17 protein-coding genes and 1 pseudogene are annotated in these 21475 nt (G+C 59.8%); 13 read left to right on the top strand and 5 right to left on the bottom strand.

The features are described from left to right. Positions 1 to 531 precede the first annotated feature (531 nt). Positions 532 to 2025 carry a CoA-acylating methylmalonate-semialdehyde dehydrogenase gene (locus AACY18_RS07740; RefSeq protein ID WP_339431903.1) on the bottom strand — a complete coding sequence of 498 codons (1494 nt, stop codon included), beginning with the start codon at positions 2023 to 2025 and terminating at the stop codon, positions 532 to 534. Between the two features lie 75 nt (positions 2026 to 2100). Next, positions 2101 to 3450, bottom strand: coding sequence for an aspartate aminotransferase family protein (locus AACY18_RS07735; RefSeq protein ID WP_339431902.1), 1350 nt, complete (start codon positions 3448 to 3450; stop codon positions 2101 to 2103). Positions 3451 to 3588: 138 nt separating this feature from the next. Between AACY18_RS07735 and AACY18_RS07730 the strand changes: the two genes are divergently transcribed. The 10 genes and pseudogenes from AACY18_RS07730 (at position 3589) to AACY18_RS07685 (ending at position 14102) form a co-directional block, all read left to right on the top strand. Beyond that, a complete protein-coding gene (locus AACY18_RS07730) occupies positions 3589 to 4509 on the top strand; it encodes a LysR family transcriptional regulator (protein WP_221734345.1) in 921 nt (306 codons plus the stop codon). A 121-nt stretch (positions 4510 to 4630) separates the two neighbouring features. Next, positions 4631 to 6019 (top strand): uracil-xanthine permease family protein, encoded by a 1389-nt coding sequence (locus AACY18_RS07725; protein WP_339431901.1) that lies wholly within the window; start codon positions 4631 to 4633, stop codon positions 6017 to 6019. A gap of 88 nt (positions 6020 to 6107) precedes the next feature. Further along, on the top strand, positions 6108 to 6758 hold the full coding sequence (locus AACY18_RS07720) for a TetR/AcrR family transcriptional regulator (protein ID WP_150617871.1): 651 nt from the start codon (positions 6108 to 6110) through the stop codon (positions 6756 to 6758). A gap of 7 nt (positions 6759 to 6765) precedes the next feature. Beyond that, positions 6766 to 7365 carry an IMPACT family protein gene (locus AACY18_RS07715; protein WP_339464635.1) on the top strand — a complete coding sequence of 200 codons (600 nt, stop codon included), beginning with the start codon at positions 6766 to 6768 and terminating at the stop codon, positions 7363 to 7365. Between the two features lie 519 nt (positions 7366 to 7884). Continuing rightward, positions 7885 to 9432, top strand: a complete 1548-nt coding sequence (locus AACY18_RS07710) for an ABC transporter ATP-binding protein (protein ID WP_339431899.1) — start codon at positions 7885 to 7887, stop codon at positions 9430 to 9432. Between the two features lie 13 nt (positions 9433 to 9445). Beyond that, a complete protein-coding gene (locus AACY18_RS07705) occupies positions 9446 to 10552 on the top strand; it encodes an ABC transporter permease (protein WP_339431898.1) in 1107 nt (368 codons plus the stop codon). Continuing rightward, positions 10552 to 11478: an ABC transporter permease gene (locus AACY18_RS07700; protein ID WP_339464634.1), complete on the top strand. Its 927-nt coding sequence runs from the start codon at positions 10552 to 10554 to the stop codon at positions 11476 to 11478. Before AACY18_RS07705 ends, AACY18_RS07700 begins: the two co-directional genes overlap by 1 nt. Positions 11479 to 11662: 184 nt before the next feature. After that, positions 11663 to 11779: pseudogene (locus tag AACY18_RS07695) on the top strand (MerR family transcriptional regulator); the annotation flags it as partial. An 18-nt stretch (positions 11780 to 11797) separates the two neighbouring features. Further along, the gene (locus AACY18_RS07690) at positions 11798 to 12484 is read left to right on the top strand and encodes an SDR family oxidoreductase (protein ID WP_339431896.1); all 687 of its coding nucleotides are present in this window, start codon (positions 11798 to 11800) and stop codon (positions 12482 to 12484) included. 259 nt (positions 12485 to 12743) lie between these two features. Further along, positions 12744 to 14102 (top strand): 8-oxoguanine deaminase, encoded by a 1359-nt coding sequence (locus tag AACY18_RS07685; RefSeq protein ID WP_339431895.1) that lies wholly within the window; start codon positions 12744 to 12746, stop codon positions 14100 to 14102. Between the two features lie 125 nt (positions 14103 to 14227). Here AACY18_RS07685 and AACY18_RS07680 read toward each other — a convergent pair whose 3' ends face one another. Continuing rightward, positions 14228 to 15319, bottom strand: coding sequence for a calcium:proton antiporter (locus AACY18_RS07680; RefSeq protein ID WP_339431894.1), 1092 nt, complete (start codon positions 15317 to 15319; stop codon positions 14228 to 14230). A 286-nt stretch (positions 15320 to 15605) separates the two neighbouring features. On the opposite strand from AACY18_RS07680, the gene AACY18_RS07675 reads away from it, so the two are divergent. The 3 genes from AACY18_RS07675 to AACY18_RS07665 all read left to right on the top strand — a co-directional run bounded on the left by AACY18_RS07675 (position 15606) and on the right by AACY18_RS07665 (position 18808). Next, the gene (locus tag AACY18_RS07675; protein WP_339431893.1) at positions 15606 to 16679 is read left to right on the top strand and encodes a BMP family ABC transporter substrate-binding protein; all 1074 of its coding nucleotides are present in this window, start codon (positions 15606 to 15608) and stop codon (positions 16677 to 16679) included. 129 nt (positions 16680 to 16808) lie between these two features. Then, the gene (locus AACY18_RS07670; protein ID WP_339431892.1) at positions 16809 to 17774 is read left to right on the top strand and encodes an isopenicillin N synthase family dioxygenase; all 966 of its coding nucleotides are present in this window, start codon (positions 16809 to 16811) and stop codon (positions 17772 to 17774) included. Positions 17775 to 17854: 80 nt separating this feature from the next. Then, a complete protein-coding gene (locus tag AACY18_RS07665; protein WP_339431891.1) occupies positions 17855 to 18808 on the top strand; it encodes an adenosine deaminase in 954 nt (317 codons plus the stop codon). A 115-nt stretch (positions 18809 to 18923) separates the two neighbouring features. Here the strand turns inward: AACY18_RS07665 and AACY18_RS07660 are convergent, their stop codons facing one another. Both AACY18_RS07660 and AACY18_RS07655 read right to left on the bottom strand, forming a co-directional pair. Further along, positions 18924 to 20306 carry an MFS transporter gene (locus AACY18_RS07660; protein WP_339431890.1) on the bottom strand — a complete coding sequence of 461 codons (1383 nt, stop codon included), beginning with the start codon at positions 20304 to 20306 and terminating at the stop codon, positions 18924 to 18926. Positions 20307 to 20435: 129 nt separating this feature from the next. After that, on the bottom strand, positions 20436 to 21167 hold the full coding sequence (locus tag AACY18_RS07655) for an ArsR/SmtB family transcription factor (RefSeq protein WP_339431889.1): 732 nt from the start codon (positions 21165 to 21167) through the stop codon (positions 20436 to 20438). Positions 21168 to 21475 lie beyond the last annotated feature (308 nt).

Below are 21475 nucleotides of genomic sequence, written 5' to 3'. Positions count from 1 at the left end.
CAGCAATCGTTGGTTACATCTTTGATTTCTCGCGGAGTAACTTGTGATGCTGATAATCTTGTTGACTATCAGTCTGACTCCACAAGCACCCACACGAATTGCTTGATTCAGTTGTTAAAGAGCGGTTTGTTAAGATCTTTCGTCTCAACCGAGGCGCGCATTCTACAGCAGCCTCATTTACTGTCAAGTGATTATTTTCAGAAGTTTTCGAAGAATTCTTCAACAACTTCAACCACTTGCGCCTTCGATCTCTCGTTAGCGGGAGGCGAATTCTACAGCGTTACACGCTGCTGTCAACACCTCTTTTTCAACTTCTTTCTGGCTTCGATGAACCGAAGCAGCTTGCTGCCGAAAACTTCATAACTCATTGAATCTCAAGGAGTTTTCCGTTTCGACTGCGCCGGAAGTGGGGCGAATTATAGGCTTCCAGAATCTGCCGTCAACCGTTAATTTCATATTTCTGTCATATCAGTCAAAGAACACCGAAAACACAAAGGCCGACCTCTAAAGATCGGCCTTCTTCATCCCTGCTTACAAGCTAGGGAAGGCGAACTGCGAGGCTTCGTGGCTAGCACGTTGCGGCCAACGCTGAGTGATTGCCTTGCGGCGGGTATAGAAGCGCACACCGTCCGGGCCATAGGCATGCAAGTCGCCGAACAGCGAACGCTTCCAGCCGCCAAAGCTGTGATAAGCCACCGGCACCGGCAAAGGCACGTTGACGCCGACCATACCGACTTCGATCTCATCACAGAACAGACGCGCCGCTTCACCGTCACGCGTGAAGATGCAGGTGCCGTTGCCGTATTCGTGATCGTTGATCAGTTGCATCGCCTCTTCCAGGCTGCTCACCCGGACGACGCACAGCACCGGCCCGAAGATCTCCTCTTTATAGATGCGCATCTCTGGAGTGACGTTGTCGAACAGGCAACCCCCGAGGAAGAAGCCGTCTTCGTGACCCGCGACACTCAAGCCGCGACCATCGACCACCAGAGTCGCACCCGCTGCCACGCCGTCATCGACATAGCCGCTGACCTTGTCGCGCGCCTGACCGGTCACCAGTGGCCCCATGTCCAGACCACACGAAGTACCCGCACCAATCTTCAACGCCTTGATCTGTGGAACCAGTTTGGCCACCAACGCATCCGCCACCTGATCACCCACACATACCGCAACGGAGATCGCCATGCAGCGCTCGCCGCAAGAACCATACGCCGCGCCCATCAGTGCGCTGACCGCATTATCCAGATCGGCATCCGGCATCAGTACCGCATGGTTCTTCGCGCCGCCCAGTGCCTGAACGCGTTTGCCGCGCTTGGTGCCTTCGGCGTAGATGTATTCAGCAATCGGCGTCGAACCGACGAAGCTCAGCGCTTTGACTTCCGGCGCTTCGATCAGCGCGTCCACCGCCGTCTTGTCGCCGTGGACCACGTTCATCACACCTTTTGGCAGGCCGGCTTCCAGCAGCAGTTGAGCAATCAGCAGCGTGGAGCTTGGATCACGCTCGGACGGTTTGAGGATGAAGCAGTTGCCACAGACGATCGCCAGTGGATACATCCACAGCGGCACCATGGCCGGAAAGTTGAATGGCGTGATACCGGCGACTACGCCCAACGGCTGGAAGTCCGACCACGCATCAATGTTCGGGCCTACGTTGCGGCTGTACTCGCCCTTGAGAATTTCCGGCGCAGCACAAGCAAACTCGACGTTCTCGATACCGCGTTTCAGTTCACCGGCAGCGTCTTCGAGAGTCTTGCCGTGTTCTTCGCTGATCAATTGCGAGATGCGCGCTTCGTTCTGCTCCAGCAGTTGCTTGAAGCGGAACATCACTTGGGCGCGTTTGGCCGGCGGCGTGTTACGCCAGGCCGGGAACGCTGCCTTCGCAGCATCAATGGCTTTCTGAATGGTTGCCTGGCTGGCCAGTGGCAACTTGTGGATCGCTTGACCGGTGGACGGGTTGAACACATCAACCGCGCGACCGTTCTCGGTCACCAGTTCGCCATTGATCAAATGCGGGATAACGCTCATCGGGGGACTCCTGAATTTTGTCCGCCGGCGCCGCCGAAGAGGCGCCGGCAATTTGTACTTATATAGAGGGAAAAATCAGTCGAGCTTGTTCAGCACTTCGCCGACCGCGTCGAACAGACGATCAAGGTCTTGCGGCTTGCTGTTGAAGGTTGGGCCGAACTGCAGGGTGTCGCCGCCGAAGCGCACGTAGAACCCCGCTTTCCACAGCGCCATACCCGCCTCGAACGGACGCACGATGGCGTCGCCGTCACGACCGGCAATCTGGATCGCACCGGCCAGACCGTAGTTACGGATGTCGATGACGTTCTTCGAACCCTTCAAGCCATGCAGCGCGTTTTCAAAATGCGGCGCGACTTCGGCCACGCTCTGCACCAGGTTTTCCTTTTGCAGCAGGTCGAGTGCCGCCAGGCCAGCGGCGCAAGCCACCGGATGCGCCGAATAGGTATAGCCGTGGGGGAATTCCACCGCGTATTCCGGCGTCGGCTGGTTCATGAAGGTCTGGTAGATCTCGGAGCTGGCAATCACCGCGCCCATCGGGATCGCGCCGTTGGTGATTTGCTTGGCGATGCACATCAGGTCGGGAGTGACACCAAAGCTGTCGGCGCCGAACATCGAACCGGTGCGGCCGAAACCGGTGATCACTTCGTCGAACACCAGCAGGATGTTGTGCTGATCGCAGATTTCACGCAGGCGCTTCAGATAACCCTGAGGCGGAACCAGCACGCCAGCGGAACCGGCCATCGGTTCAACGAACACGGCGGCGATGTTCGACGCATCGTGCAGTTCGATCAGCTTCAGCAGTTCATCGGCCAGGGCGATACCGCCCTGCTCCGGCATGCCACGGGAGAACGCATTGCTCGCCAGCAACGTGTGCGGCAGGTGATCGACGTCCATCATCGCCTGACCGAACATTTTGCGGTTGCCGTTGACGCCACCCAGGCTGGTGCCGGCGATGTTCACACCGTGATAGCCACGGGCGCGGCCGATCATTTTGGTCTTGGTCGCCTGGCCTTTAAGACGCCAGTAGGCACGGACCATTTTCACCGCCGTATCGGCGCACTCGGAGCCGGAGTCGGTGAAGAACACATGGTTGAGGTTGCCCGGAGTCAGATCGGTGATTTTCTCAGCCAACTGAAAGGACAACGGGTGGCCGTACTGGAAGCCCGGCGAGTAATCGAGTGTGCCCAACTGCTTGGAGACCGCTTCCTGAATTTCCTTGCGGGTGTGCCCGGCGCCGCAGGTCCACAGACCGGACAACGAGTCGTAGATCTTGCGGCCCTTGTCGTCGAACAGCCAACTGCCCTCGGCACCGACAATCAAACGCGGATCGCGCTGGAAGTTACGGTTGGCGGTGTACGGCATCCAGTGCGCGTCCAGCTTCAGTTGGCTGGCCAGTGGCGACGGAGCGGTTTCAGGCATGTTCATCGGGCAAAACCTCGCAGGGCATAAGCGTCAGGGAGATAGAAAGCGTTGTTGCAGCTAAATTGCCACGGCGATAAAGTCGGTGAAATCCAACTCTTCTAACCTTCAGTCAGCCCACCACTAAACTTTGAGTGATCAAGCATGAGCAGCCGCCGTCCCGATCCGCTGGCCCAGGTCAGTGACTTTGATATTCGCTTGCTGCGCATTTTTCGCAGCGTGGTGGAATGCGGCGGCTTCTCGGCGGCGGAAACCGTGCTCGGCATTGGGCGTTCGGCGATCAGCCAGCAAATGAGCGACCTGGAGCAACGCCTCGGCTTACGCCTGTGCCAACGCGGCCGCGCGGGATTCTCGCTGACCGAAGAAGGCCGCGAGGTCTATCAATCGGTGCTGCAACTGTTAAGTGCGCTGGAAAGCTTTCGCACCGAGGTCAACGGCCTGCACCAGCACTTGCGCGGCGAGTTGATCATTGGCCTGACCGACAACCTGGTCACCCTGCCCCACATGCGCATCACCCACGCCCTCGCGCAATTAAAAGAACGCGGCCCGGACGTGCAGATCCAGATCCGCATGATCGCGCCCAATGAAGTCGAACAAGGCGTGCTCGACGGCCGCCTGCATGTTGGCGTGGTGCCGCAGGCCAGTGCGCTGTCCGGTCTGGAATATCAGCCGCTGTACAGCGAACGTTCACTGCTTTACTGCGCGGTCGGGCATCCGCTGTTTTACGTCGATGACAAGCAACTGGACGACGAACGCCTGAATAGTCAGGACGCCATCGCCCCCACCTTCCGTTTGCCGGCAGACATTCAGGCGCATTACCAGGCGCTCAACTGCACCGCCAGCGCTTCGGACCGTGAAGGCATGGCGTTCCTGATCCTGACCGGGCGCTACATCGGTTATCTGCCGGATCACTACGCCAGCCTTTGGGTGCAACAGGGGCGTCTGCGCGCGCTCAAGGCCAAGACACGTTTCTATGACCTGAGCCTCGCATCGGTCACGCGCAAGGGCCGGCGCCCCCATTTGGTGCTGGAAAGTTTTCTTGAAAGCTTGGCGGCGACGCGTTGAAAAACCCGCAAGGCCCAGCCACGCTGGGCCTAACAGACAAAATCGCCCAATAACCTGAGCAAGTGGACAGCTTTTTGCAGAGCAGGATCAACCCCGATCCTTCAACAAGAAGTCCAAGTCCATGCAGCCAGATTCCGCACCGTCCAGCGACCTGATCTACGGCCTCAACGACCGCCCCAAACCGCCCGCCGCGATTCTTGCCGCCCTGCAACACGTACTCGCCAGTTTCGTCGGCATCATCACCCCGCCGCTGGTGATCGGTTCGGCGCTCGGCTTGAACGCGCATTTACCGTACCTGATCAGCATGGCGCTGATGGTGTCCGGGGTCGGCACCTTTATTCAGGCACGCCGACCGTTCGGCATTGGTGCCGGGATGATTTGTCTGCAGGGCACCAGTTTCGCCTTTCTTGGCGCCGTACTGTCGGCAGGTTTTCTGGTCAAACAGCGCGGCGGCAGCCCACAGGACATTCTGGCGATGATCTTCGGCGTGTGCTTTTTCGGCGCGATCGTACAGATCGTCCTCAGCCGCTTCATTGGCCAATTGCGTCGCGTCGTTACGCCGTTGGTGACCGGCATTGTCATCACCCTGATCGGAATCAGCCTGATCAAAGTCGGCATCACGGATCTGGGCGGCGGTTTCAATGCGCCGGACTTCGGTGCGCCGGGCAATCTGGCGCTGGGCGTGTTCGTGCTGCTGACGATCATCCTGCTCAATCGCTCGAACACGCCGTGGGTGCGGCTCTCGGCAATCATCATCGGCCTGGTACTCGGCAGTCTGGCGGCATGGTTCAGTGGGAAACTGGTGGTGCAGCCTTTGCCTGACTTGCCGCTGGTGAGTATTCCTGCACCGTTCAAGTTTGGATTCAGCTTCGACTGGACGGCTTTTCTGCCCGTCGCGCTGATTTATCTGATCAGCACCATCGAAACCGTCGGCGACCTCACCGCCAACTGCATGCTGGCCCGCCAGCCCATCAGCGGCCCTTCTTATATAAGCCGTTTGCGCGGTGGCATTCTCGGTGATGGCGTGAGCTGCATGATCGCGGCCACTTTCAGCGCCTTTCCCAACACCACGTTCGCGCAGAACAACGGCGTGATCCAGTTGACCGGTGTCGCCAGTCGCTACGTCGGTTTGTACATCGGTGCGATCCTGTTTTGTCTCGGCCTATTTCCCATGATCGGCGCGGTGCTGCAACAGATTCCAAAACCGGTGCTTGGCGGTGCGACGCTGGTGATGTTCGGTGCCGTTGCGGCGGCGGGTGTGCGTATCCTCGCGCAATCACCGCTGGATCGACGCAGCATGTTGATCATCGCCACCTCGTTCGGCGTCGGCCTGGGTATTGCCGCGCAACCGAACTTGCTGCACTTGCTGCCGAAACTGGTGCAGAACCTTTTCGACTCGGCGATCACCAGTGGCGGGCTGACCGCAATCATGCTCTGCCTGCTGCTGCCGGAAGCAAAAACCACAACCAGCGAAGCCCATGTGCCGGTGAACAAGGTCGAACAGGCGTAACGGTTTTATTGCTTCAGGACTTGTCTGAAGCCTGTGGGTGCGCTATCAACGCAACTGGTTGCGCCCACAGACAAACCCGGAAGTGCCTATGACCTTTGAAGTCCCCGCTCACGGCGGCAAGCCCGCCAGCCGCATTCGTCAGAAGAACGAAGAGACCATTCTCAAAGCCGCCGAAGACGAGTTCGCCCGTCATGGGTACAAAGGCACCAGCATGAACACCATTGCCCAGAATGCCGGGTTGCCCAAGGCGAACCTGCATTACTACTTCACCAACAAGCTGGGGTTGTACGTGGCGGTGCTGAGCAACATCATCGAGTTGTGGGACAGCACCTTCAACACCCTGACGGCCGAGGACGATCCGGCCGAGGCGCTCACCCGCTACATCCGCGCAAAAATGGAATTCTCCCGCCGCCAGCCGCAAGCTTCGCGCATTTTCGCGATGGAAGTGATCAGCGGCGGCGAATGCCTGAGCGAATATTTCAATCAGGATTACCGCGCCTGGTTCCAGGGGCGAGCGGCCGTTTTTCAAGCGTGGATCGATGCCGGCAAAATGGACCCGGTGGATCCGGTACACCTGATTTTCCTGTTGTGGGGCAGCACTCAGCATTACGCCGACTTTGCCACGCAGATCTGCCGAGTCAGCGGTCGCAGCAAGTTGACCAAGCAGGACATGGAAGACGCCGGCAACAATTTGATCCGCATCATCCTCAAAGGCTGCGGCCTCACTCCCTCTCTATAAGACGTCTATGCCTTTCACCCTCAGTGGTTTTTGCGAATACCGCGAAGAGATTCGCAAAAGCCGCTTCATCACCTACGCCACGCCGATCAGCAGCGCGGCCGACGCGCAGGCGTTCTTCGAACAGCACAGCGACTTGAACGCCTCGCACAACTGCTGGGCGTGGAAACTGGGCGATCAATACCGTAGCAATGACGACGGCGAGCCTGGCGGCACGGCGGGCCGGCCCATTCTGGCGGCGATTGAAGCGCAGGATTGCGATCAGGTCGCCGTACTGGTGATTCGTTGGTACGGCGGCATTCAACTGGGCACCGGCGGTTTGGCCCGCGCCTATGGCGGCGGCGCAAACAAGTGCCTGCAGACGGCGGCGAAAGTCGAGTTGATCAGCCGTGTGCCGCTGCGTTGTGCCTGTGGGTTTGCCGAGCTGGCGCTGGTGAAGTTGCGGGTGGCGGATCTGGGCGGGTTGGTGGTCGAGGAAAACTTCACTGCCAACGGCGTCGAATTGCAGCTAGCCGTGGGTGAAATGCAGATCGAATTATTGCAACGCCAGTTGGCTGATTTGAGTCGTGGGCGGATTTTGCTTCAGCGTTCAAGCGCTGCGATCTTTTAGGGCATCGCTTGATTTCCTTATTACCCCGAGTTGCCCACATCGGCTGTGCACCCGACTGTGGATAACCTGAGCACATTGCGCTGTAACCCTTCTGTCACGCGGCTTTGCGCGGTTTGTTCATTTTTCGTTCAATCTCTCCTGAAAAATTCAAAATTTGCCTAAAAACAATCAGTTAATAACGTTTAGCACCATTAGAAGAAAGCCTTGCAGTGCTTATGCCCGGGTTTAAAGCTTGCGCACAATAACTGTGGAGCAACCTGTGGATAACCCGTTCATGGCTGGCGCAGTTGCAGACTCTGTCTAGCCCCCGCGTCTTTGCTCGTTTTTTGATCAGTCACCGAAGGGCAAAACTGGAGCCTGTTCAACGGCTTTGCTCTGAATTGGTGCCGGGGCATTACCCGATGCAGCCTTGAACGCTTTGCGCCGAGCCCTGATGCACACGCTCGCCCCGGGTTCCTGACTCAATGGCCAGGAAATTGCTTTATCCACAGGCACAACTCCAAGCAAGTCGAGCCTGTCATGCCAATCGATCCGCCCAACACGCGCCTGCAACTGCGCCACATCAGCAAACGCTACCCCGGTTGTCTGGCCAACGATGCCATCGACCTGAGCATCGCCCCTGGGGAAATCCATGCGCTGCTCGGTGAAAACGGCGCGGGCAAAAGTACGCTGATGAAGATCATCTATGGCGTCACCCAGGCCGATGCGGGCGAGATGCTCTGGCAAGGTCAACGGGTGAATATCCGCAACCCGGCGCAGGCGCGGCAGTTGGGGATCGGCATGGTGTTCCAGCATTTCTCACTGTTTGAAACCCTCAGCGTGGCGCAGAACATTGCTCTGGCGATGGGCGCAGCGGCCGGTACGCCCAAACAACTGGAACCGAAAATTCGCGAAGTGTCGCGCCGTTACGGCATGGCGCTGGAGCCTGAGCGACTTGTCCACAGCCTGTCGATCGGTGAGCGACAACGGGTGGAAATCATCCGCTGCCTGATGCAGGACATCCGTCTGCTGATTCTCGATGAACCGACCTCGGTGCTGACACCGCAAGAGGCCGACGACTTGTTCATCACGCTGCGGCGCCTCGCCGCCGAGGGCTGCAGCATTCTGTTTATCAGCCACAAGCTCGGCGAAGTCCGCGCCTTGTGCCACAGCGCCACGGTTTTGCGCGGCGGACGAGTGGCCGGGCATTGCGTACCCGCCGAGTGTTCGGATCAACAATTGGCGCAGTTGATGGTCGGCGAAGCGGCGGCGTTGATCGGTGATTATCCGAAAGTCAGCGGCGGCGCGGATTTTTTGCAGGTGAGCGGTTTGAGTTGGCGCAACCCCGATCCGTTTGGCTGCTCGTTGACCGACATTAATGTGCAAGTGCGCAGCGGTGAAATCGTCGGCATCGCCGGGGTCGCCGGCAATGGTCAGGATGAGTTGCTCGCCCTGCTCAGCGGCGAACAAACCCTGCCGAGCGCCGAGGCGACGACGATTCGCTTCGGTGAACAAGCTGTCGCTGACTTACGCCCGGATGCGCGGCGCAAACTCGGTCTGGCCTTCGTCCCCGCCGAACGCCTCGGCCACGGCGCGGTGCCCGAGTTGAGTCTGGCGGACAACGCCCTGCTCACGGCCTTCCAGCAGGGATTGGTCAGCAACGGGCTGATCCAGCGCGGCAAGGTCGAAGCCCTCGCGCAACAAATTATTCAACGCTTCGGCGTGAAAACCCCGGACACGCAAACCGTTGCGCGCAGCCTGTCCGGCGGCAACTTGCAGAAATTCATTCTTGGCCGGGAAATCCTCCAGCAGCCGAAACTGCTGATCGCCGCGCACCCGACCTGGGGCGTGGACGTCGGCGCTGCGGCCACCATCCACCGTGCGTTGATTGCGTTGCGCGATGCCGGTGCGGCGATTCTGGTGATTTCCGAAGACCTCGACGAACTGTTCCAGATCAGCGACCGCCTCGGTGCGTTGTGCGGCGGGAAGATGTCCGCGTTGCACAACACGGCGGACACCCTACTGAGCGATGTTGGTGGCTGGATGGCCGGCCAGTTCGATGCCCCTCAACAACACGCCACGGTTTAACGGAGTTTTCAACATGCTGCTTTCTCTCGAACCCCGTGGCCAGCAATCGCGCCTGATGCTCTGGTGCTCGCCGTTGTTGGCGGCGGCGCTGACCCTCGGTTGCGGTTCGCTGCTGTTCATCGCTCTGGGTCATGATCCACTGCAAACTTTGCACACCCTGTTGATCGCACCGGTCAGCGACGTGTACGGCGTGTCCGAATTGCTGGTCAAAGCCCTGCCGATTCTGCTCTGCGCGTTGGGCTTGGCCGTGGCCTATCAAGCGCGAATCTGGAACATCGGCGCCGAAGGCCAATTGCTCCTGGGCGCGTTGGCCGGCAGTGCGCTGGCGGTGAACATCATCGACATGCAAAGCCGTTGGGCACTGGTGCTGATTCTGCTCACCGGCACCCTCGCCGGCGCGGCGTGGGCCGGGCTGACGGCATGGCTGCGCACGCGTTTCAACGCCAACGAAATCCTCACCAGCATCATGCTCAATTACATTGCCCTCAACCTGTTGTTGTTCTGCGTACACGGCCCGTTGAAAGACCCGGCCGGCTTCAACTTTCCCGAGTCGGCGATGTTTGGCGATGCCAGCCGTTTACCGCTGTTGATGGAGGATGGCCGCGTGCACGCCGGGGTGTATTTCGCCCTGCTCGCCTTGGTGGCGGTGTGGGTGTTGTTGCAGAAAAGCTTTGTCGGTTTTCAGATCAAAGTGCTCGGGCTGGACAAGCGTGCGGCGGGGTTTGTCGGTTTTCGCGAGAAACGGCTGATCTGGCTGGCGCTGCTGATCAGCGGCGGTTTGGCCGGGCTCGCGGGGGTCTGCGAAGTCACCGGGCCGATTGGTCAGTTGGTGCCGCAGGTTTCGCCAGGGTATGGCTATGCGGCGATCACCGTGGCGTTTCTCGGGCGGCTGAATCCGATCGGGATTCTGTTCTCCAGTCTGTTGATGGCGTTGCTGTACATCGGCGGCGAGAGTGCGCAGATGGCCCTCAACCTGCCGCAAGCGATTACCCAACTGTTCCAGGGAATGATGCTGTTTTTCCTGCTGGCCTGTGACGTGCTGATCCTCTATCGGCCGCGCCTGAAACTGCGCTGGAGACGGCGCGCCTCGACCACTGCCGTAACCGCCGGAGCGCTGTGATGGATATCGATCTGCTGAGCAATATTTTCTACGCCATGGTGCGTTGCGGCACGCCGCTGTTATTGGTGGCGCTGGGTGAACTGATCTGCGAGAAGAGCGGCGTGCTCAACCTCGGCCAGGAAGGGATGATGCTGTTTGGTGCAGTGATCGGTTTTATCGTCGCCCTCAGCAGCGGCAACCTGTGGCTCGGCGTGTTGCTGGCGATGCTCGCGGGGATGCTGTTGTCGTCGCTGTTTGCCCTGGTGGCGCTGGTGTTCAACGCCAATCAGGTGGCGACCGGGCTGGCGCTGACGATTTTTGGTGTGGGGTTGTCGACCTTTGTCGGCGCGGCGTGGGTGGGAAAACCACTGACCGGATTCGAGCCAATGGCGATTCCGTACTTGAGTGAAATTCCGCTGATCGGGCGGATGCTGTTTGCTCAGGATCTGTTGGTTTACCTGTCGTTCGCGCTGTTTGCGCTGGTCGCGTGGGTGATCATCAAAAGTCGTATCGGGCTGATCATTCAGGCCGTCGGTGAAAATCCGGATGCGGCCAGTGCGATGGGCTTGCCAGTGTTGACCGTGCGTACGCTGGCCGTGCTGTTTGGCGGGGCGATGGCCGGGTTGGCCGGGGCGTATCTGTCACTGGCGTACACGCCGATGTGGGCCGAGAACATGACGGCCGGGCGCGGCTGGATCGCGCTGGCGCTGGTGGTGTTTGCCAGTTGGCGGGTGTGGCGGTTGTTGCTGGGGGCGTATCTGTTCGGGCTCGCCAGCATCCTGCATTTGGTGGCACAGGGGATGGGGCTGGCGATTCCGTCGAGCTTGCTGGCGATGCTGCCGTATGTGGCGACGATTGTGGTGCTGGTGTTGTTGTCGCGCGATGCGCTGCGTACGCGGTTATATGCGCCGGTGTCGTTGGGGCAGCCGTGGCAGGCAGGGCATTGATGCGCTGAAGAGACTGGCCTCTTCGCGGGCCCGCTCCCACAGGTTCGGCGGTGATTACCCATTTGTGTACGACACGGACACTGTGTGGGCTTGCCCGCGAAGAGGAGTATGCTCCACGGCCAATACCTCTTTTGAGTGCGTCAATGCGCAGTGGTGAATAAGCTCAGGCCTGCGCCGTCAGCCGCAATTGCTGCGCGACAAACTGCAACTGATCGAAACCCGTATGAGTGAACTCGACGCACTGCGTCAGGAGTTGCAACTACGGCTCGCTCAGGCGTGTCCATTGAATCCTGCACGTTAACTTTTCAAGGAACCCATCATGTCCCAGGCAAAAAACGCACTGATCATCGGCGCCTCCCGTGGTTTGGGCCTCGGGTTGGTGAAAACCCTGCTGGCCGATGGCTGGCAAGTGACGGCCACCGTGCGCAATCCTTCGAACGCCGACGCGTTGCAAGCGCTGGGCAAGGTGCGCATCGAGAAGCTTGATATGGATGACCAGCAAGCGGTGATCGCCCTGAGTCAGCAACTCAAGGGCGAGACGTTCGACCTGCTGTTCGTCAACGCTGGGGTCAAAGGCCCGGATGCACAAACCCCGGGCGGCGCGACACTGGCCGAAGTCGGGAAATTGTTTTTCACCAACGCGGTGGCACCGATCAATCTGGCCCAGCGTTTCGTCGGGCAGATTCGCGATGGCAGCGGTGTGTTGGCGTTCATGAGTTCGGTACTCGGCAGCGTGACCATGCCGGATGCGCCGGAACTGGCGCTGTACAAGGCGAGCAAGGCTGCGCTGAATTCGATGACCAACACTTTCGTGACCCAGTTGGGCGAGCAGAAACTCACGGTGTTGTCGCTGCATCCGGGTTGGGTGAAGACGGACATGGGCGGTGAGGGTGCCGACATTGATGTCGAGACCAGCACGCGCGGTCTGGTCGATCAGGTGAATGCGTTTACTGGCAAGGGCGGGCACCACTTCGTCAATTACAAGGGTGAAACCATTCCTTGGTAAGCACCGTATAACCCCTGTGGGAGCGGGCTTGCTCGCGAAGGCGTCGTGTCAGTCAATACACCCGTGCCTGACTCAGCGCTTTCGCGAGCAAGCCCTCTCCCATAAGGGGTGGTGTGTGTTGTCCTGTCGGGTGGGGCTTGCCCGGCATCGCGTTTTGTTTGAAACTGCGCGGCTCGTCCTTCGCGGCGACCCTGGATCAGCAGACAGGGCAACACTGAGCTGGCAACCCTGAACCCAACTTTCAGAGGAGCCGGCCACAATGCCTGCCATCCGTACCTGGTTAAAAAATCCCCTCGCCATTTTCACGGCCAACGCGCTCGATGCCCGTGGTGGTCTGGTGCTGCAAGACGGCGTGATCGTCGAAGTGCTGGCGGCCGGTCAGCAACCGTCCGCGCCGTGCAATGAAGTGTTCGATGCCCGCGAACATGTGATCCTGCCGGGCCTGATCAACACCCACCACCATTTCTACCAAACCCTGACTCGCGCCTGGGCGCCAGTGGTCAACCAGCCCTTGTTTCCCTGGCTGAAAACCCTGTACCCGGTGTGGGCACGCCTGACGCCTGAAAAACTTGCCCTCGCCACGAAAGTGGCTTTGGCTGAATTGCTGCTGTCAGGTTGCACCACCGCCGCCGACCACCATTACCTGTTCCCGGACGGTCTGGAAAACGCCATCGACGTACAAGTCGAAACCGTGCGTGAACTGGGCATGCGCGCCATGCTCACTCGCGGCTCGATGAGTCTCGGCGAGAAGGACGGCGGCCTGCCGCCGCAGCAGACCGTGCAGGAAGGCCAGGTGATTCTCGACGACAGTCAGCGCCTGATTCGCGAGTACCACGAGCGTGGCGATGGCGCGCAGATCCAGATCGCCCTGGCACCGTGCTCGCCCTTCTCGGTGACGCCGGAAATCATGTCGGCCAGTGCTGAACTGGCGAACCAGCTAGACGTGCGCCTGCACACGCACCTGGCCGAAACCCTCGATGAAGAGGACTTCTGCCTGCAGCGTTTCGGCCTGCGCACCGTCGATTATCTGGACAGCGTCGGCTGGCTCGGCCCGCGCACCTGGCTGGCCCACGGCATCCACTTCAACCCGGACGAAATCACCCGCCTCGGCCAGGCCGGCACCGGCATTTGCCATTGCCCGAGTTCGAACATGCGTCTGGCCTCCGGCATTTGCCCGAGTATCGATCTGACCGACGCTGGCGCGCTGTTTGGTCTGGGGGTCGACGGCTCGGCGTCCAACGATGCGTCGAACATGATTCTGGAAGCGCGGCAGGCGTTGTACATCCAGCGTCTGCGTTATGGCGCCGAGAAAATTACCCCCGAGCGTGTGCTGGGGTGGGCGACCAAGGGGTCGGCGAGCCTGTTGGGCCGCACCGACATCGGTGAACTGGCGGTCGGCAAGCAGGCCGATCTGGCACTGTTCAAGCTCGATGAGCTGCGCTTCTCCGGTAGCCATGATCCGATTTCGGCGCTGCTGCTGTGTGGCGCCGATCGTGCGGATCGAGTGATGATCGGCGGCAAGTGGCGTGTGGTTGACGGCCAGGTCGAAGGCCTGGATCTCAAGGGCTTGATTGCCGATCACAGCCAGGCCGCGCGCCAACTGATCGCCGGCACCTGATTCACCACCGATAAAACCTGTGGGAGCGGGCTTGCTCGCGAAGGCGTCGTGTCAGTCAGTTTTAAGCTGCCTGACAGACCGCTTTCGCGAGCAAGCCCGCTCCCTCATTTGGAATTGTGGTGTTCCTAGAGCCCGAGCAGGGACAGCATGATGAACGTCGCAAACAACACAAAGTGCGTCATACCCTCAATGGCGTTGGTTTCGCCGTCGTTGAGGTTGATCGCACTGACGATCAGGGTGATGAAGATCATCACCGTCTGCACTGGCGTCATCGCCATCTGAAACGGCTGACCGGTATACAGCGCCATGGCTTCCATCACCGGCACGGTCAGGATCACCGTCGACAGTGACGCGCCCATCGCGATGTTGACCACCGACTGCATGCGGTTGGCCAGCGCCGCACGCAATGCCGTGAGAATTTCCGGCGCGGCCGAGATTGCCGCCACCAGAATCGCCGTGATCACCGGCGGCGCCCCTGTTCCCTCCAGGCCCAGATCGAGGGTTTTCGACATCACCTCGGCCAGCGCGCCGATCACCACCACACCAAACACCAGAATGCCAATCGACAAGCCCAATCTGAGCGGTTTCGGTTGCTGTTCGACCGGCTCTTTCTTGCGCCGCTTGTCCGGGTAGCTGTAGCTGAAAAAATAGCTGTGCGGCCCGACCTGCATGCGCAGGAACAAGGTGTAAAGCACCACCATCGCACCGATGGTGAACGCCGAATAAACCTTCCAGTTAGCCTCGGGAATGAACTCCGGCACCACCATCGACACGCCCATGGCGGTGAGGATCATCACGCTGTAGCTGCGCGCCGAATCGTCGTTGTAGGACTGCTCGCCGTGCTTGATCCCGCCCATCAGCGCCGCGAGGCCGAGGATGCCGTTGATGTCGAGCATCACCGCAGAATAGATCGTGTCACGCACCAGGGTGGGCGACGCTTCGTTGCTCATCATGATCGCCAGAATCACCACTTCGACCAGCACGGCGGCCAGTGTGAGAATCATCGTGCCGTAAGGGTCGCCGACTTTTTCGGCGAGCAGTTCGGCGTGGTGGGCGACGCGCATTGAGGCGACGACGATGAACGCGATCAACACCAGCCCGGCGCCCAGGGCGACGATCTGGCCGCTGTGCAGCAGCCAGTGTTCCAGTGGATAAGCGACGAGTGCGGCGATGAGCGCCAACAGTAGAAAGCTTTCTTGCTTGAGGATCGTGAGCATGGCGGGCCTTTTGCCGGAGAGTGCGAGTGAGCTACTGACTGCGGAACGGCGCTAACGTTTCGTTACACCTTAGCGCACCAGTGAATGGCGGCCGTTTCATTCGTTGCACTTTTATTGGCCGCGCCGACCTCTTCGCGAGCAAGCCCGCGCCCACATTGATATGCATTCCCCTGTGGGAGCGAGCGTGCTCGCGAAGGCCGTTATGCGGTTTGGAGACGTTTGTTGTCCTGTTGGTCAGCAATTTGCATTGACGCTGTCCACACACAACAAAACGGAGCTCCAATTCATGCAAATACGTCCGCTGCACAAACTGCTGTGCGCCGTCCTCGGTCTGGGGATCAGTCTGAGCGCCAGCGCTGCCGATCCGCTGAAGGTCGGTTTCGTCTATATCGGCCCGATCGGCGACCACGGCTGGACGTATCAGCATGAACAGGGGCGCAAGGCACTGGCCGAGAAATTCGGCGATCAGATCACCACCCACTTTGTGGAAAACGTCGCCGAAGGTGCCGATGCCGAGCGGGTGATCCGCAACATGGCCAAGGACAAGTACGACCTGATCTTCACCACCTCGTTTGGCTACATGAACCCGACGCTGAAAGTCGCCAAACAGTTTCCCAAAGTGACTTTCGAACACGCCACCGGCTACAAGCAGGACAAGAACCTCGGCACCTATCTGGCACGCACTTACGAAGGTCGCTACGTCGGTGGTTTCCTCGCGGCGAAGATGACCAAGAGCAAAAAAATCGGCTACGTCGCCTCGTTCCCGATTCCGGAAGTGATCCGCGACATCAACGCTATTCAACTGGCCCTGAACAAGTACAACCCAGGCACCGAGATCAAAGTGGTGTGGGTCAACTCATGGTTCGATCCGGGCAAGGAAGCCGATGCGGCCAACGCCCTGATCGATCAGGGCGTGGACGTGGTGTTCCAGCACACCGACAGCCCCGCGCCGATTCAAGCGGCCGAACGTCGTGGCGTGTACGCCGTGGGCTACGCCTCCGACATGGCGCACTTCGGGCCGAAAGCGGTGCTGACTTCAATCGTCAACGACTGGGCGCCGCACTACATTCAGGCTACGCAAAGCGTGATCGACCACACCTGGAAATCCCAGGACTACTGGGGCGGTTTGAAAGAAGGCACGGTTGAACTGCCGATCAGCGACCTGGTGCCGGCGCCCGTGAAGGCTGAAGCCGAGCAGATCATCGCCGACATCAAGAGCGGCGCGTTCAAGCCGTTTACCGGGCCGATCAAGGATCAGGCCGGGGTCGAAAAAATCCCGGCGGGCGTGAGTGCAACCAACGCAGAACTGGCCTCGATGAACTATTACGTGGAAGGCATGAAGGCCGAGATGCCGAAGTAAGCGCACACCTATGGGAGCGGGCTTGCTCGCGAAGGCGTCGTGTCGGTCGATACGCAATGGCCTGATACACCGCCTTCGCGAGCAAGCCCGTTGTCACGTTTGGCTCTCCAGTGCTTTCAAGGATTGTGTATGGATCAGCTTCCGATCATCGACATCAGCCCGCTCTATAGCGACGACCAAAACGCCTGGCCCGCCGTGGCCGAGCAGATCGACCAGGCCTGCCGCGAGTGGGGGTTCTTCTACATCAAGGGTCATCCTGTTTCGGCGCAACGCATCGACGCACTGCTCGACCACGCACAGCGTTTTTTTGCGCAACCGGCGCCAGAAAAACTCAAGATCGACATCACCCAGACCCGCCATCACCGTGGCTACGGCGCCATCGCCACCGAGCAACTCGACCCGAGCAAACCCAGCGACCTGAAAGAAACGTTCGACATGGGTCTGCATCTGCCGGTCGATCATCCCGACGTGCTGGCGGAGAAACCCTTGCGCGGGCCGAACCGCCATCCTGAGCAAGCGGGATGGCAACCCTTGATGGAGCAGCACTACCTCGACATGCAGGCCCTCGCGCAAACCTTGTTGCGCGCCATGACGATAGCCCTTGGCATTGAGCGTGATTTCTTCGACAGCCGTTTCAATGAGCCGGTCAGCGTGTTGCGGATGATCCATTACCCGCCACGCCACACTGCCAGCTCTGCCGAGCAACAAGGCGCTGGCGCGCACACCGATTACGGCTGCATCACCTTGCTCCATCAGGATGCGGCGGGTGGTCTGCAAGTGAAGAACGTCCAAGGCCAATGGATCGACGCACCGCCGATTGACGGCACCTTCGTGGTCAACCTCGGCGACATGATGGCGCGCTGGAGCAACGACCGATATCGCTCGACACCGCACCGGGTGATCAGCCCGCTGGGCGTGGATCGCTACTCGATGCCGTTCTTCGCCGAGCCACACCCGGACACGCGCATCGAATGCCTGCCCGGTTGCCGGGACGCACAGCATCCGGCGAAATATCCGACCACTACTTGCGCCGAATTCCTGCTCTCGCGCTTCGCCGATACCTACGCCTATCGGCGGGAACAGGAGGCGATCTGATGGATCGCTTGGTCAGGTTTTGCCAATTGTTTCGGCAAGCATCTGTAGAATGCCGTCATTGCACCTGATGAGAAAAGACTATGTACGACTGGCTCAACGCCCTGCCCAAGGCTGAACTGCACCTGCACCTGGAAGGCTCGCTGGAGCCCGAACTGCTGTTCTCCCTGGCCGAACGCAACAAGATCGCCCTGCCGTGGAACGACGTTGAAACCCTGCGCAAGGCTTACGCCTTCAACAATCTGCAGGAATTTCTCGACCTGTATTACCAGGGCGCCGACGTGCTGCGCACCTCCCAGGATTTCTACGACCTGACCTGGGCCTATCTGCTGCGCTGCAAAGAGCAGAACGTGATTCACACCGAACCGTTCTTCGACCCGCAAACCCACACCGATCGGGGTATCCCGTTCGAAGTGGTGTTAAACGGCATCGCCGCCGCTTTGAAAGATGGTGAGCAGCAACTGGGCATCAGCAGCGGTTTGATCCTGAGTTTCCTGCGCCATCTGAGCGAAGACGAAGCACAGAAAACCCTCGATCAAGCGCTGCCGTTCCGTGACGCGTTTGTCGCCGTCGGTCTGGACAGTTCCGAGATGGGTCATCCGCCGAGCAAGTTCCAGCGCGTGTTCGACCGCGCTCGTCACGAAGGCTTCCTGACCGTCGCCCACGCCGGTGAAGAAGGGCCACCGGAGTACATCTGGGAGGCCATCGACCTGCTGAAAATCCAGCGTATCGACCATGGCGTGCGCGCCATCGAAGACGAGCGCCTGATGCAGCGGATCATCGATGAGCAAATCCCGTTGACCGTGTGCCCGCTGTCGAACACCAAGCTTTGCGTGTTCGATCACATGTCGCAGCACAACATTCTCGACATGCTTGAGCGTGGCGTGAAGGTTACGGTGAACTCAGATGACCCGGCGTACTTCGGCGGCTACGTGACCGAGAACTTCCACGCGCTGCACGAGCACCTGGGCATGACCCAGGATCAGGCCAAGCGTCTGGCACAGAACAGCCTGGATGCACGGTTGGTAAAACCGTAACAACACTGAAGAGCTAAAGTGGGGCTTGCTCGCGAAGGCGTCGTATCAGTCGACATGGTTGTTGAATGACACCCCCCCTTCGCGAGCAAGCCCGCTCCCACCATGGCATTTATGTTCAGCCTGCGACTTGTGTTTCAGTCAGCTCTTCCAGCGTTTTGCCCCGCGTCTCCATCCCGAACAGCCACACCACCCCTGCCGCAATCGCAAAGCACAGCGCACCCAGCGCAAACACCCCACCCTGCCCGGTCACCGGGAACACCAGCCCGGTCACCAAAGGCCCGAGCAGCGACCCCACCCGACCAATCGCCGAGGCGAATCCCGAGCCCGTCGCCCGGGCTGACGTCGGATACAACTCCGGCGTGTAGGTGTAGAGCACTGCCCACATGCCAAACAGGAAGAACTGCATCAGCAACCCTGTGCTGATCAGCAGCGCCACATTGCCGCCGAACACCGCGCTCTGCCCATACAGAAACGCCATTACCCCCCCGCCGAGCAGCGTGACGATGCACACCGGTTTACGTCCCCAGCGTTCCACCAGCCACGCCGCCATCAGGAAACCGGGAATCCCGCCCAGGGAAATCAGCACCGTGTAATACACCGACTGCGTCACGGCGAAACCAGACTGTTGCAGCAATGCGCTGAGCCAGGACGTCAGGCCATAAAAACCCAGCAGCGCGAAGAACCACACACTCCAGATCATCGTTGTGCGCTGGCGATACTGTGGCGACCAGATCTGCTTGAGCGCCGAAAAGAAGTCGCCCGGGGGCGTCACAGTGCGCGGTATACGCAGCGGTAACGGCAACGCGGCGCCACCGAGCGATGCGCGCACCCGTGCTTCGATCCCGCTCAAGACCTTATCGGCGGCCTGATGTTTTCCGGCCTGTTCCAGCCAGCGCGGTGATTCGGGAATGAAAAAACGGATCGCCAGCACAAACACCGCCGGCACCGCCAACACCAGAAAGATGTCGCGCCAGCCAATCAGCGGCAGCAGGAAATACGACAGCACCCCGGCCGCGACAAAACCCAGCGGCCAGAAGCCGTCCATCAAGGCGATGTAGCGCCCGCGTCGCTGAGCCGGAATCAGCTCCGACAACATCGATTGGGCAATCGGAAACTCCATGCCCATGCCAATCCCCAGCAGGATGCGGAACAGCGTCAGCGACTCGATCGTTTGCGCCGTCGAGCAGAGATAACTGGCCAGCCCCCACAGGACGATGCTCCACTGAAACACCGGTTTGCGTCCGAAACGGTCGGCGAGCATGCCGGACAACGACGCGCCGAGCACCATACCGAAGAAACTCGAACTGGCGAGCAGCCCTGCCTGCGCACTGCTCAGGCCGAACTCGGCTTTGATCGAGCCGAGCAGGAACGTCATCATCGCCAGGTCCATGGAGTCAAAGAAAAACGCCAGGGCGATGATGATGAAAATGATCCGGTGATAACCGCTGATCGGCAGTCTTTCCAAGCGTTCTGCCGCGCTGAAGCCTTGAGTGTCCATATCGCCTCCCCCATCCGAAATATCCCCGGATTGAGTGTGCGCGATGGTGATACAGAGGCCGTACTGGATGCGACCTGCTCGCAGTCGTAGACGACGTCGACACGCCTGACGTCGATCTCGAATGCTCTATCACGCCATCTCCAGCTCGGTTTCCTTGGCAAATCGATGCAATTCCCGCTGGCCGGTGTCCGTCAGTTGCAGGGCTCTTGAATCATTGGGCAATGTCAGCCAACCGGACTGCATGAACAACTGCAGCAATGCCGCACCGAGTGAACCGCCCATGTGCGGACGACGCTCGCTCCAGTCCGGGCAAGCGCAAGCCACCTGCACGTTGCGATGGGCCAGCGCCTGGATGAACACGCCGCGACTGGCCAACTGTTTAGCGCCTTTATGGGTCACCACCACGCGTTGTTCAAGCTGTTCGATCCAGCCGGCGTCGAGCAGTCGCTGGTACAGATCGGCAGCCAGCGTGCCGCCCAAATGGTCATCACAAAAACGTGCGCGCAATAGCGATGAGGGTGCCGTCTGAGGTTTGGCCATGGGTGTGGCGCGCTTGAACACTTCGGCGACTTCCCGCGGAGCACTGGCAATGGTCGCGCTGGCCAGCGCTTCTATCGCCGCCCCCACCTCCGGTGCCGAAAGACGGAAAAACCGCTTGCGACCACGAACTTCAACCTTCAACAGACCGCCGGTGGACAAGCGTGCCAGATGCGCGCTGGCCGACGACGGCGACAGTCCTGCCAGTAGCGCTAGCTCCTCGGTCTGCCGGGCCGAGCCGTCCATCAGCGCCCACATCATCGCGCTGCGCTTGGGGTCGGCCAGCAACGTGGCGATCTGGCTGATGCAAGGTGCATGTTCCATGTATTCACTCCCTGTGGAATCGTATCGTCTACTGCTCGGAGACATCTTGACCAGTAATGGGTCGGCGGCCAAGACGTGAAAATCGCCCTGAGCCGGGGCAAGGCAGGCCATTGACACAACATGTTCCGGCATAGAACCCGCCACCCTTGCACAGCCCTGAATTGAACAGGGACTGCTGGGTGTGACGTCGTCCGGGCCGGGTTTCGGTACTGGCATGAGGCGGGCGCTAGTATAAGCGGGATGCACGCCCCGTCCCGCGTCGCGGCCTGCACGTGTGGTGATTGTTCCTGACAGAAATTTCTCTATTT

Source organism: Pseudomonas sp. EA_65y_Pfl2_P74 (assembly GCF_963970575.1).
Classification (GTDB): domain Bacteria; phylum Pseudomonadota; class Gammaproteobacteria; order Pseudomonadales; family Pseudomonadaceae; genus Aquipseudomonas; species Aquipseudomonas baetica_A.
The sequence above is the reverse complement of the archived record's forward strand: the minus strand, read 5'-3'. Positions and strand labels throughout refer to the sequence as shown.